Origin of the sequence: Pseudomonas cavernae, from assembly GCF_003595175.1 — a bacterium.
Taxonomy (GTDB): Bacteria; Pseudomonadota; Gammaproteobacteria; order Pseudomonadales; family Pseudomonadaceae; genus Aquipseudomonas; species Aquipseudomonas cavernae.
Genome location: NZ_CP032419.1, coordinates 2,427,656 through 2,439,897, shown reverse-complemented (window position 1 = coordinate 2,439,897; position 12,242 = coordinate 2,427,656). Strand labels below are relative to the sequence as shown.

The window sequence follows — 12,242 nt, the reverse complement described above, 5'->3', positions numbered from 1 at the left end:
CGGCGTGCGCACCATCCACCCCACTGCTCCAGCCTCATCGCCCCATCACCAAGGAGATTCGGAAATGGACTTCACCCCCATCATCGCGCAGCTCTGGAGCACGGCCAGCTGGCTGATCCCGCTGATGCTGCTGATCGGCCTGCTCAAGTCGCCCTGGGCCAAGGGCCAGCTCGGCGAGCTGCTGGTGCGCCTGTTCGCCCACTGGATGCTGGACCAGAAGACCTATCGCCGCCTGCACAACGTCACCCTGACCACACCGGACGGCAGCACGCAGATCGACCACGTGTTTATTTCGCCCTTCGGCCTGTTCGTGCTGGAGACCAAGAACATGAGCGGCTGGATCTTCGGCAACGAGCAGCAGGCGCAGTGGACGCAGAAGCTCTACAAGCGCAGCTTCAAGTTCCAGAACCCGTTGCGGCAGAACTTCAAGCACCTCAAGGCACTGGAGGCTGCGCTGAGCATCGCCCCCGAGCACTTGCACTCGGTGATCACCTTTGTCGGCGGCAGCAGCTTCAAGACGCCGATGCCGGCGAACGTCACCGAAGGCATCGGCTTTGTCCGCTACATCAAGTCCTTCCAGCAGCCAGTCTTCAGCGCCTCCGAGGTCGAGGCGATGCTGCACACCCTGCAAACCGGCCGCCTCGCCCCGACACTCGCCACCCACCGCGCGCACGTGCAAAACCTCAAACGGCGCAGCGACCCCAACGCCGAACGCAACTGCCCGAAATGCGGCAGCGCCCTGGTCATCCGTAGCATCAAATCCGGCCCCAAAGCCGGCCAGCAATTCTGGGGTTGCTCGACTTTCCCCAAATGCCGGGTGATGCAAAGCCTTTGAGGCGGCGCCTGTGTACCGACCGGGTAAGCACCATTGAGAAGGAATTCTGCGTGAACGCTTGCCACCCTTTCATCGAGCCAATGATGGCCATTAGGTCGTTGCAGGTGCGAGTGCTTTAACCGGCGCGGCGTGGCTTGCTGGCGATCGCTAGCGGACCACGCAGAACCGTAGGATGGGTATCGCTGCGCTCAACCCATCCTACCAATGCCTATATGGCTGGCGGGTTATCGCGATCTGCTGAAGCTGTGGAGCACGCGGTGCATTGTTTCTCGAGCATTCCTTACGGGCTGAGTCGCGACCTTCGAGCGGACTCAGAAGCGCAGCGAACAGTCCGCCTGCGGCTGGCGTACGGCTACGGGAGTACGCCAGCCACAAGCCGGTCGCGGATAACTCGTCAAGCCGCTACCGGCTCACCACTATTGGCCCAGCCTTGATGCCGGGGCAAGCCATCCTCGGGCAGGGTCAGCAGGGGGTGCTTGGAGCGCACGAATACCCAGCGGTCGGGCTTGCCGCCCACATCCTGGTCGCGGTCCAGGGTCGGCACGTGCACCAGCTCGAAATCAGCGAAGGAATCCACGTGCACGTACAGATGGCAGCCGCATGCGCTGCAGAAGTGCCGATGGCAGGTGGATTTGGAGTGAAAGGTGCGCAACTTGTCCGCATTCTCCGTGATGCGGAAGGACTGCTTGTCGACCACGGCGATGATCGCCATGGCCCCGCCGCAGATGTCGGTGCAATCGGTGCACAGGCAGTAATGCACTTCGGCGGGTCGGGCGGTGTACTCGTAGCGAACGGGGTTGGTATCACAGCGGCACCCTCCTACCGCTTTGAATGAATCACTCATGATCAGCCTCCTCTATGCGAGTGATGCCTAGCGCTAACCGCCGGGCCTGCGCCCCGGCGTTCAGCAAGTGACTATTCGAACGACCGCAGAAGTCGGGCTCCTGCGGGCTCCTCTTACAGTGTGGTCGTTCCGCGAGAAACCGTGGCCTGCCCTCCTCGCAAGCGCGGGCATAAGAAATTCGGGCCTGGCAGGCAATGCCCTTTCCTGTAGGAGCGAATTTATTCGCGACAAGGGGCTATGCGGAGTCGCTCCAGAATCGCGAATAAATTCGCTCCTACAAAAGCCTGTGCTCCGCCTCGGCCCCCGGTCGCCCCGGGTCTTCCGGCGGCTCTCCTCGAGCTTCAGCCCGTGGGGCGGACTCAGGAGCGCTGCGAGCAGTACGCCAGCAACTGGTCGCCACTACTACAGATACGGCCTCACCACGCCCAGCGCCCTGGCCACGAAGTCCTCCTTCTCGCCCACCGGCGCCACGTAGTGCAGCGCCTCGGCGCAGGCGCCCTCGCCGGCCAGTTTGGCGATCACCCAAGCGGCCAGGTAGGGCGCCGACAGGCAGCCGCCGGCGGTGGCCAGATTGCCTTGAGCGTAGAACGGTTGGTCGAGCACGCGCACGCCCGCTTCGATGACCCAGGGCTTGGTGGTCAGGTCGGTGCAGGCCGGCAGGTCGCCGAGCAAGCCCAGCTTGGCCATCAGCAGCGCGCCGGAACACTGCGAGCCGATCAGTTGCCGCTGCGGGTCGAGGCTGAGGCGGTCAAGGATGGCGGTATCGGTGGCGATCGCGCGGGTCTGCACGCCGCTGCCGAACAGCACGACATCCGCCGCATTGGCGAACTCCAGCGGCTGCTGGGCGTGCACGGTCACGCCGTTCATCGAGGTGACTTGCTCGGTCGGGCAGGTGATTTCCGCCCGCCAGCCCTGGCCGCGCAGGCGATTGAGCAGCCCGGCGGCGACGAAGGAATCCAGTTCGTTGAAGCCATCGAAGGTCAGTACGGCGATGCGCATGTTCCGCTCCTGTCGGTTGAGCCCTGCAGCGACTGTAGAGAGAACGACGGCGGATCGCCCGGTACAGTGAGCGTCTGACTCAGCGGTACAGCCGATTCAGATGCCGTGCCGCCCCGGAGCTTCGGGCTGCGCCTCCTCTTCGATGTCCTCGAGCTTGAGTTCCATGCTCCAGTCGCCGGATTCGCTGGCCTTGGCCGTGGCAGCCACCGGCGCAGTCGGCGCGGGGCTCGCTGCCGGTGGGGTTTCGCGGTATAGCTTGAGCTTGAGGCGCACGTTGTTCGCCGAGTCGGCGTTCTTTACCGCTTCTTCTTCGCTGATCACCCCCTCGTTGGCCAGGTCGATCAGCGCCTGGTCGAAGGTCTGCATGCCGAGGTTCTTCGACTTCTCCATGATCTCCTTGATCTCGGAGAACTCGTTGCGCTTGATCAGGTCGCGGATGGTCGGCGTACCGAGCAGCACCTCCACCGCGGCGCGGCGCTTGCCGTCGGCGGTCTTGACCAGGCGTTGGGAGACGAAGGCCTTGAGGTTGTTGCCCAGGTCGTTGAGCAGCTGCGGCCGGCGCTCCTCGGGGAAGAAGTTGATGATGCGATCCAGCGCCTGGTTGGCGTTGTTGGCGTGCAGGGTGGAGATCGCCAGGTGGCCGGTGTCGGCGAAGGCCAGGGCGTGCTCCATGGTCTCGCGGTCGCGGATCTCGCCGATCAGGATCACGTCCGGGGCCTGGCGCAGGGTGTTCTTCAACGCGGCATGGAAGCTGCGGGTGTCCACCCCGACTTCGCGCTGGTTGATGATCGACTTCTTGTGCCGATGCACGTATTCCACCGGGTCTTCGATGGTGATGATGTGGCCGCCGCTGTTGCGGTTGCGGTAGTCGATCAGCGCCGCCAGCGAGGTCGACTTGCCCGAGCCGGTGCCACCGACGAACAGCACCAGACCGCGCTTCTCCATCACCGTCTTGAGCAGCACTTCCGGCAGCTTGAGGTCCTCGAACTTGGGGATTTCCATCTTGATGTTGCGCGCGACGATCGACACCTCGTTGCGCTGCTTGAAGATGTTGATGCGGAAGCGGCCGATGTTCGCCAGGGAGATTGCCAGGTTCATCTCCAGTTCGCGCTCGAAATCGGCCCTCTGTTCGCTGTCCATGACGCTGGCGGCGATGCTGGCGACCTCGCCGGACTTGAGCGCTTCGCTGCTCAGCGGTTTGAGCACGCCGTTGAACTTGGCGCAGGGCGGCGCGCCGGTGGACAGGTAAAGATCGGAACCATCCTGGCTGGCCAGGATTTTCAGCATTGCGGAGAGATCCATGTGCGGCATTTCCGTAAATTGGGCGATGAGTCGCGGCGGCTTGCCGCCAGATAAGCCTGAAAACCGGCGTCATTCTGGTGGCGCGGCAAATACTGGCACAATACCGGCCCCGCAAAAATGAGGACAGCGTCATGGCAAAGGCAATGGCCCGCCACATCCTGGTCAAGACCGAGGCCGAAGCGGCCGCGCTGAAGAAACGCATCGCCGCCGGCGAGGCCTTCGACGTGCTGGCCCGCAAGTATTCGCTCTGCCCATCCGGCAAGCGCGGCGGCGACCTCGGCGAGGTGCGCCCCGGGCAGATGGTGCGGGCGATCGATCAGGTGATCTTCAAGAAGCCGGTGCGCGAAGTGCATGGGCCGGTGAAGAGCCAGTTCGGCTATCACCTGGTGCAGGTGTTCTATCGCGAGTGATGCGGGACGCCCCGGAGGTCAGGTCTGCCCCGTGTGACCGGGGGCAATTCCCTGCTCCGCTCTCACCCGCCGCCGCGTCAGCCAGCGCGCCAGCAGCCAGAACACCAGGGCGAGGATGGCCAGATTGACCAGCGGCCACTCGATCTGCCGGTAGTCGGCGCCCATCTGGTGCAGGCGCAGGAAGCCCTCTACGCCAGCGGTATTGGGGATCATCCTCGACAACCAGAACAACGGCTCAGGCAACATCTCCTTTGGCCAGCTGAAGCCGGCGAGGAACACGCCCGGCAACGAGGTGAACAGCAGCACCTGGCCGACGGTGATCGAGCTGCGGAAGAGGCTGCCAACCACCAGGCCGAACAGCGTGGTGGCGAGCAGGAACAGCGTCAGAAAGGGCATCAGCACCCAGCCGTTGCCCTGGCTCGGCAGTCCGTAGAGGCGGAAGATCACGCCGAAGAAGAACAGCGAGTTGAACGCCGAGATCAGTAGGTACGGCACGCAGCGGCCGAGCACCCACATCCCCGGCGAGCGTCCGGCCACGGGCGACAGTGGCAGGTGGCGATTGTCTGCCGAAAGCATGCCAATGCCGATCAGCAGGGTCTGGTGCAGCATGATGATCAGCACCGCCGGCACCACGTAGCTGGCATAACCGCCGGCCGGGTCGTAGAGCGTCTTGATGGTGACCGGCAGCACCGCCCGCGCAACCTTGGCCTGCTCCAGCGGCACCCCCTTGGCCTGCAGCTGCTCGATCTGCACTCCGGCGCCGATGGTCATCGCCACTTCGGTGAGGGTTTCGGCGATCATGCTGTAGGCCAGCACATAACCGGCGTTGCCGTACACGCCGATCACCGCCTGTTCGCCGCGCAGCACGCGCCGCTCGAACTCGCGAGGAATCTGCACCACGCCAAGGACTTTCGAGCGATACAGCTGGTCGCGGGCGGCGCTCATGTCGCCTGCCTGACCGATCACATCGACCATCTCGGAAGCATCCGCCATGCGGATCAGCTGACGGCTGAGGACGCTGTTGTCGTGGTCGACCACCACCACCGGCACGTCGCGAAACACCTGGTTGCTGTAGGGCGAGGGATACAGCAGGCCATACAGCAGAATGGCGCCAATCAGCACGCCCAGCGCGCCCTCGTTGCGACGCACCGCGGCGAACTCCTCGCGCATCGCCTGCAGGAAGGCCCCGATCATTCGCGCCCCCAGTAGCTCGGTGTCTGCAATACCAGCCGCGCCCGCCACAGGCCGATCCCCCAGAAGAATATGGTCATCAGGGCCAGGGTCAGCAAACGCTGAGCGGACGCCGCTTCGGGTATCGAGCCCAGGGTCTGCTCGATCTGCAGATGGACGAAATGGGTCAGCGGCAGCATCTCGCCCCAGATGCGCGGACCAAGCGGCAATGCCTCGAGAGGAAAGGTGACCCCACAGAACGCCACCGCCGGCGAGGCGATCAGGCTGGCGAGCGAGACGGCCACCCGGTAGTTGGCGGTGGTCATCACCAGCAGCAGGGCCAGGCCCTGGTAAACCAGCACCAACAGCAGCAAGCCGAACAGCATCACGCCCAGATGCTCGGGCATGCCCATGCCCAGCCAGCGGTAGGTGCCGAACAGCAGCAAGCCGCCGAACAGCATCCACCAGCCGGTATAGAGCCCGAACTTGCGTATCAGCGCGCGAAACCAGCCGCCCTGCGCCGCCGCCAGCCAGGCCGGTACGCTCTTCTCCAGCAGTTCGGTGCCGATGAACTGAGTAGCGCTGATGAAGATGAACACGTGCAGCGTCGCCGAGATCAGTAGCAAGGCGAGAAAGGGCCCATAGTCGATGCCGGGGTTGAACAGCGGGTGCAGTTCGGCGCGCACCGGGAGGATGCTGACCACCTTGCCGCCCATCTGTGCCTGCTGGATCAACGAGTAGCGGGCCGACAGCTCACCCAGCACCGACTGGACATCGACGCTGATCCTGCCCGCCGCCGTCATCAGTTGCTGGTTGACGAACACCTGAATCGGGACCGGATCGCCGCGCTTCATCCGCTTGAACAGGTCGTGGGGCAGCACCATCGCCGCATAGACCTCGCCACGCAGCAGCAGGTCTTGCGCGGCACCGACGCTGTCTGGAAAGGCCGCGACCCGGGTGGAGCTGGCGGCATCCAGCAGACGGGTGACCTCGCGACTCAAGGCGCTGTTGTCGAGGTCCACCACGGCGATCGGCAGGTCATGCGGTGTGCGTGCGGAGAAGATCCATAGCAGCAGCATGGTGCCGATGAGCGGCAGCCCGAACAGCAGCCAGGCCGCCGACTGGTGATCGCGGATACGCTGCCACTCGCGGCACAGGAAACGACCCATGCCGGTCTCAGCCCGCGGTCAGGTCGGTTTCAGGCAGCACCACGCGCATGCCCGGACGCAGCCCCTCCACCGCCTCGACCGGCCGTGCCCGGACCTCGAAGGTGCGCAGGTCGAAACTGCCCAGGTCGCGGGTCGAGCGCCAGGTGGCGAAGTCGCCCAGCGGCGCGATCAGGCTGACCTTGAAGCGCACCTCGCGGCCGCCCAGCGCCGGCACCCGGGCGGTGAATTCCTGGCCGACCTTGAGCCCTTGCAGGAAATCCTCGCGCAGGTTGAGGGTGACCCACGGCAGGTCGGTACGGGTGATCACCAGCAGCGGGAAGCCGGCGCCCAACACCTCGCCCTCTTCGATGACGCGCGTGCTGATTTCGCCGGCCACCGGAGCACTCAACCGGGTTTCGGCGACCACCGCCTCGACCTCGGCGCGCGCACCTTCGGCTTCGCCGAGTTGGGCGCTGGCCGCGGCCTTGTCCTCCTTGCGGGCACCTTCCAGAGCCTCGTCGTACTGGGCCTTGGCGGCGGCGGTCTTCTGCGCGGCGGCGGCGGCCATGGTCCGCGCTTCATCGCGGCGCTGTTGCGGGATCACCCCGTCGCGGAACAGACGCTCCATGCGCCCGGCGGTGGTCTGCGCCAGCCGGGCCTCCTCCAGGGCCGCCTGCCAGCCGGCCTTGGCGCGGGCGATGTCCTGGCTGCGCGCCCCGGCCTCGGCCTTGTCGCGCAGCGCGGTGGCACCGCTGACCATGGCCCGGACCTGAGCCAGCTTGGCGTCGGCCTCCGGACTATCGATCTCCACCAGTAGTTGCCCGGGCTTGACCGCATCACCCTCGCGGACATGGATGGCCCTGATCCGCCCCGGATACTTGGAGGCGATGCTCACCCGATCGGCCTCGATCTGCCCTTCCAGGTAGCGCGGTTGCGGCCAGAATACCCACACCGCCAGGCCGACCAGCACGACGACCACCAGCAGGACCAGCAACACCGTGCTGGCTGACCTGGATTTTCCGGTTTCTTCGCTCATGGCTGATTCTCCTGTGTACTGCGCAACCACTCCTCCAATGCCGGCCCCTGGCCGGACACCAGCATCAGCGCGGCGTAATTGGTCAATGCCGAGTAGCGGGCGCTGAGATCGGCGAGCAACACCTTGGAGCGGGTGGTCTGCGCATCGATCACGTCCAGTGAACGGGCGACGCCTTCGCTGAAGGCCTTCCGCTGGGCGTGCAAACTTTCCTCGCTGAGCTCGCGCGTGCGCTTGAGCGTGCGAATCTGCTCCTGAGCGTTCTGCAGTTCGTGGTAGCGCTGTTCGACCAGCAACTCAAAGTCCCGCCGCGCCTGCTCGTAGGTCTGACCGACCTGCTCCAGACGGGCATTGGCCTCGTGCAGCTTGCCGCGCCGCTCGCCGCCGTCGAACAACGGCAGGCTGATGGTCGCGCCGGCCGTCCAGTCCGGCCAGACATCCGGCAGGTTGTAGTTGCTCAGGCTGCGAATGGCCAGCAGATTGACCGTCGGCAGATAGGCGCCCTTGACCGCGCTGGTAGCCGACTCGGCCTGCTTGCGGGTAGCAGCCAGTTGCTTGAGCTGAGCGTTGTTGTCGCGGGTGCCACTGACGAAGCGCTGCAGCGGCGGCAGGCTCTCGACCGAGGGGATCCCCAGTTGCCCGGGCGGCATCGCCTCGGCGTCCAGCAGCGAGGTCAGTGCCTGACGTGCCATCGTCAGGTTGCGCTCGGCCACCACCCGCTCGCGCTCTGCCTCGGCGGCGGCGACATTGGCGCTGAGCCGCTCGACCCTGGCGATCTGACCTTCTTTCTCGAGGTGCTCGGCGTGCCTCTGGTGCTCGCGCAGACCACGGGCCGCCGCCGTCTGCACCGCCAATGCCTCGTCGGCGACACGCACGCCGTAATAGCGCCGGACCAGCTCCAGCAGCAGTTCTTCGTGGGTATGTTCGCGCGCCTCGCGGGACGCCGCGATGCCCGACTCGGCCACCGCGACGCCGGCCGTGATGCGTCCGCCGGTATACACCGGGTACTTGACGATGGCGTCGAGGCTGCCGAAGTTGCGCTCCTGGATGGTGACATCGTTGATGCGTGCCGCCAGGGCGCCATCGCCCCGGTCGATGAACGCCTGACGCACGTCACCGAGATCGACCTCGATGTCCTTGTCCAGCAGGTAGTGGTTGCTGGACAGTGCCAGCTGCGGCAAGTGCTTAGCCGCCGCCGCCTCGCGCTTGCCCTCAGCCGCACTGATGGCGGCATCGCCGGCCTTCAGCCTGGGGCTGTCGCGCAGGCGATCCATCGCATCGCCTATGCCGATGGCCTGCTCCGCGGCTGCCGGCAGCGCCAGCCAGACCAGCATGCCCAGCCCGAATCCTCGGATCTTCCGCATCGGTTTCCTTACTTTGCCGTATTTTCCTGATTGGTGCGTGCTCGGTCGCCTACTGCCGAGGCGCCCTGGGCAGCATAGTAGCCGGATACCGAGGCTCTGCCCATTCACCCGCCTCCGATCTGTTTAGCTGCCGTTTTTGGCGACAAACCGCTACAATCGCGCCCTTTTCGCTTACGCACCGGTCAAGATTCGTGATTTCTACAGCCAACATCACCATGCAATTCGGGGCCAAGCCCCTGTTCGAGAACGTCTCCGTCAAATTCGGCAACGGCAACCGTTACGGCCTGATCGGCGCCAACGGCTGCGGCAAGTCGACGTTCATGAAGATCCTCGGCAGCGACCTCGAGCCGAGCGCCGGCCAGGTGATGCTGGAGCCCAACGTGCGCCTCGGCAAGCTGCGCCAGGACCAGTTCGCCTACGAAGACTTCAGCGTGATCGACACGGTGATCATGGGTCACGAAGAACTGTGGAAGGTCAAAGCCGAGCGCGAGCGCATCTACTCGCTGGCGGAGATGACCGAAGAAGACGGCATGGCCGTGGCCGAGCTGGAAACCGAGTTCGCCGAGATGGACGGCTACACCGCCGAATCGCGCGCCGGCGAGTTGCTGCTCGGCCTGGGCATTCCGCTGGCCCAGCATTTCGGCCCGATGAGTGAAGTCGCGCCGGGCTGGAAGCTGCGCGTGTTGCTGGCCCAGGCGCTGTTCTCCAACCCGGAAGTGCTGCTGCTCGACGAGCCGACCAACCACCTGGATATCAACACCATCCGCTGGCTGGAAAACATCCTCACGGCGCGTAACAGCACCATGATCATCATTTCCCACGACCGCCACTTCCTGAACAGCGTGTGCACGCACATGGCCGACCTGGACTACGGTGAGCTGCGCCTGTTCCCCGGCAACTACGACGAATACATGACCGCGGCGACCCAGGTCCGCGAGCAGCTGCTGTCGGACAACGCCAAGAAGAAGGCACAGATCGCCGAGCTGCAGACCTTCGTCAGCCGCTTCTCGGCCAACGCCTCGAAGGCCAAGCAAGCCACCTCGCGCGCCAAGCAGATCGACAAGATCCAGCTGGCCGAGGTCAAGCCGTCCAGCCGCGTCAGCCCGTTCATCCGCTTCGAGCAGACCAAGAAACTGCACCGCCAGGCCATCACCGTGGACAAGCTGGCCAAAGGCTTCGACGGCAAGCAACTGTTCAAGGGTTTCAGTTTCCAGATCGAAGCCGGCGAGCGCGTGGCCATCATCGGCCCCAACGGCATCGGCAAGACCACCCTGCTGCGCACCCTGGTCGGCGAGCTGAGCCCGGATGCCGGCGACGTGAAGTGGACCGAAAGCGCCGAGGTCGGCTACTACGCCCAGGACCACGCCGACGACTTCGCCGACGATGCCACCCTGTTCGACTGGATGAGCCAGTGGACCCAGGGCGGCGAGCAGATGGTGCGCGGCACCCTCGGACGCATGCTGTTCTCCGGCGACGAGATCGGCAAATCGGTCAAGGTGATCTCCGGTGGCGAGCAGGGCCGCATGCTGTTCGGCAAGCTGATCCTGCAAAAGCCCAACGTGCTGGTGATGGACGAGCCGACCAACCACCTGGACATGGAATCCATCGAGGCGCTCAACCTGGCGCTGGAGAACTATCCGGGCACCCTGCTGTTCGTCAGCCATGACCGCGAGTTCGTGTCCTCGCTGGCGACGCGCATCATCGAGCTATCGGACAGCGGCGTGGTCGACTTCAGCGGCACCTACGACGACTATCTGCGCAGCCAGGGCGTGCTGGTCTGATTCGACCGCCCTGAACGAGTCACATGACGCCCCGCTCTGCCGGGGCGTCGTGCTTTATGGAAGATACAAAACCTGTACGCGGCTTATTGTTAGCTAGCTTCCTTTTATTCCTCGCTGCGGCGATCATTGCATTCGTGTTCAAGCGCCTGCGAAGTTCCTGATGTCCAGCCAAGGCTCTGCCCAGCCCAGTTCGAAGATCACTCTGCAGATCCTCGGTGTGGTGTTCTTCTCCTTCCTCGGCTATCTCTGCACCGGCATTCCGCTCGCCGTGCTGCCCGGCTATGTCCACCAAGACCTAGGGTACGGCAGTGTGTGGGCGGGGTTGACCATCGGCCTGCAATATTTCGCCACCCTGCTCGGTCGCCCCATCGCCGGGCGGATTGCCGACAGCAGAGGCTGCAAGCGCGGGCTGACCTATGGGCTGATCGGCATCGGCTTGAGCGGCTTGCTGACGCTGCTCGCCACCTCGCTACAGGGCCAACCGCTGTCGAGCCTGCTGATACTGCTCGGCGGCCGGGTGGTGCTCGGCGCGGCACTCAGCATCATCGGCATCAGTGCGCTTAGCTGGGGGATCGCCCGGGTCGGCAGCGAGCACACGGCGCGGGTGATTTCCTGGAACGGTATCGCCGCCTATGCCGCCATCGGTATCGGCGCGCCACTGGGGGTGGTCCTCGCCGACAACCTCGGGCTGTGGACCATCGGCGCCTCGCTGGCACTGCTGGCTGTGCTGGGCCTTCTGCTGCTCTGGCCGAAGCCCTCCTCACCGGTGATAGCCGGCGAACGCCTGCCCTTCCTCTCCGCCCTCGGCCGCGTGCTGCCCTACGGCAGCGGCCTGGCGCTCGGCTCGATCGGCTATGGCACCTTGACCACCTTCGTCACCCTGTACTACGCCAGTCGCGGCTGGACGGGGGCGGCCTATTGCCTGACGGCCTTCGGCCTGGCCTTCATTGCCGCGCGGCTGTTTTTCATCAACAGCATCAACCGCCTGGGCGGCTTCAACGTGGCCATCATCTGCCTGGGCATCGAAACCCTCGGCCTGCTGCTGCTCTGGCTCGCCCCTTCAACTTCGCTGGCCCTGCTGGGCGCGGCAATGGCAGGCTTCGGCCTGTCCCTGGTGTATCCGGCGCTGGGCATGGAAGTGATCAGCAGCATCCCGGCCAGCAGCCGCAGCGCCGGTCTGGGCGCCTATGCGATGTTCTTCGACCTGGCCTTGGGGATTGCCGGGCCGCTGATGGGCGCGATCGCGCGCGGCTATGGCTATGCCTCGATCTTTCTGGTCTCGGCCCTGCTCTCGCTGGCCGGCCTGTTGTTGAGTGTGGTGTTGGCGCGCGCCAGTCGCTAGGACTGGCGCGCCCG

General features: G+C 65.0%; 11 protein-coding genes. 4 read left to right on the top strand and 7 right to left on the bottom strand.

Annotation, left to right across the window (positions count from 1 at the left end; translation table 11 throughout):
* The first annotated feature begins 64 nt into the window (after positions 1–64).
* A complete protein-coding gene (locus D3880_RS11235) occupies positions 65–835 on the top strand; it encodes a nuclease-related domain-containing protein (RefSeq protein WP_119893532.1) in 771 nt (256 codons plus the stop codon).
* A 394-nt stretch (positions 836–1,229) separates the two neighbouring features.
* On the opposite strand, the gene D3880_RS11230 is transcribed toward D3880_RS11235, so the two are convergent.
* The 3 genes from D3880_RS11230 to D3880_RS11220 form a co-directional block, all read right to left on the bottom strand.
* Positions 1,230–1,679, bottom strand: a complete 450-nt coding sequence (locus D3880_RS11230; RefSeq protein ID WP_119893531.1) for a GFA family protein — start codon at positions 1,677–1,679, stop codon at positions 1,230–1,232.
* Between the two features lie 402 nt (positions 1,680–2,081).
* The gene (locus D3880_RS11225) at positions 2,082–2,678 is read right to left on the bottom strand and encodes a DJ-1/PfpI family protein (RefSeq protein WP_119893530.1); all 597 of its coding nucleotides are present in this window, start codon (positions 2,676–2,678) and stop codon (positions 2,082–2,084) included.
* A gap of 96 nt (positions 2,679–2,774) precedes the next feature.
* A complete protein-coding gene (locus D3880_RS11220) occupies positions 2,775–3,980 on the bottom strand; it encodes a PilT/PilU family type 4a pilus ATPase (RefSeq protein ID WP_177412169.1) in 1,206 nt (401 codons plus the stop codon).
* 131 nt (positions 3,981–4,111) lie between these two features.
* Between D3880_RS11220 and D3880_RS11215 the strand changes: the two genes are divergently transcribed.
* On the top strand, positions 4,112–4,390 hold the full coding sequence (locus D3880_RS11215) for a peptidylprolyl isomerase (RefSeq protein WP_119893528.1): 279 nt from the start codon (positions 4,112–4,114) through the stop codon (positions 4,388–4,390).
* 18 nt (positions 4,391–4,408) lie between these two features.
* Here the strand turns inward: D3880_RS11215 and D3880_RS11210 are convergent, their stop codons facing one another.
* Genes D3880_RS11210 through D3880_RS11195 form a run of 4 tightly spaced genes read right to left on the bottom strand, consistent with a single transcriptional unit; the run spans position 4,409 to position 9,075 of the window.
* Positions 4,409–5,584, bottom strand: a complete 1,176-nt coding sequence (locus tag D3880_RS11210) for an ABC transporter permease (protein WP_119893527.1) — start codon at positions 5,582–5,584, stop codon at positions 4,409–4,411.
* On the bottom strand, positions 5,581–6,729 hold the full coding sequence (locus D3880_RS11205) for an ABC transporter permease (RefSeq protein ID WP_119893526.1): 1,149 nt from the start codon (positions 6,727–6,729) through the stop codon (positions 5,581–5,583). The genes D3880_RS11210 and D3880_RS11205 overlap by 4 nt, the downstream gene beginning before the upstream one ends.
* A gap of 7 nt (positions 6,730–6,736) precedes the next feature.
* Positions 6,737–7,744, bottom strand: coding sequence for an HlyD family secretion protein (locus D3880_RS11200; protein WP_119893525.1), 1,008 nt, complete (start codon positions 7,742–7,744; stop codon positions 6,737–6,739).
* Positions 7,741–9,075, bottom strand: coding sequence for a TolC family protein (locus tag D3880_RS11195; protein WP_218567607.1), 1,335 nt, complete (start codon positions 9,073–9,075; stop codon positions 7,741–7,743). The genes D3880_RS11200 and D3880_RS11195 overlap by 4 nt, the downstream gene beginning before the upstream one ends.
* Positions 9,076–9,296: 221 nt before the next feature.
* On the opposite strand from D3880_RS11195, the gene D3880_RS11190 reads away from it, so the two are divergent.
* Both D3880_RS11190 and D3880_RS11185 read left to right on the top strand, forming a co-directional pair.
* Entirely contained in the window at positions 9,297–10,886 is a 1,590-nt protein-coding gene (locus D3880_RS11190) for an ABC-F family ATPase (protein WP_119893523.1), read from the top strand.
* A 160-nt stretch (positions 10,887–11,046) separates the two neighbouring features.
* Complete coding sequence (locus D3880_RS11185; RefSeq protein ID WP_119893522.1) at positions 11,047–12,228, top strand: MFS transporter; 1,182 nt, start codon at positions 11,047–11,049, stop codon at positions 12,226–12,228.
* Positions 12,229–12,242: the final 14 nt, after the last annotated feature.

Bases quoted from the DNA above. Each gene is read 5' to 3' on its own strand.
- D3880_RS11220 (WP_177412169.1), bottom strand. From the start codon at position 3,980: ATGGATCTCTCCGCAATGCTGAAAATCCTGGCCAGCCAGGATGGTTCC.
- D3880_RS11205 (WP_119893526.1), bottom strand. From the start codon at position 6,729: ATGGGTCGTTTCCTGTGCCGCGAGTGGCAGCGTATCCGCGATCACCAG.
- D3880_RS11235 (WP_119893532.1), top strand. From the start codon at position 65: ATGGACTTCACCCCCATCATCGCGCAGCTCTGGAGCACGGCCAGCTGG.
- D3880_RS11225 (WP_119893530.1), bottom strand. From the start codon at position 2,678: ATGCGCATCGCCGTACTGACCTTCGATGGCTTCAACGAACTGGATTCC.
- D3880_RS11200 (WP_119893525.1), bottom strand. From the start codon at position 7,744: ATGAGCGAAGAAACCGGAAAATCCAGGTCAGCCAGCACGGTGTTGCTG.
- D3880_RS11230 (WP_119893531.1), bottom strand. From the start codon at position 1,679: ATGAGTGATTCATTCAAAGCGGTAGGAGGGTGCCGCTGTGATACCAAC.
- D3880_RS11215 (WP_119893528.1), top strand. From the start codon at position 4,112: ATGGCAAAGGCAATGGCCCGCCACATCCTGGTCAAGACCGAGGCCGAA.
- D3880_RS11210 (WP_119893527.1), bottom strand. From the start codon at position 5,584: ATGATCGGGGCCTTCCTGCAGGCGATGCGCGAGGAGTTCGCCGCGGTG.
- D3880_RS11185 (WP_119893522.1), top strand. From the start codon at position 11,047: ATGTCCAGCCAAGGCTCTGCCCAGCCCAGTTCGAAGATCACTCTGCAG.
- D3880_RS11195 (WP_218567607.1), bottom strand. From the start codon at position 9,075: ATGCTGGTCTGGCTGGCGCTGCCGGCAGCCGCGGAGCAGGCCATCGGC.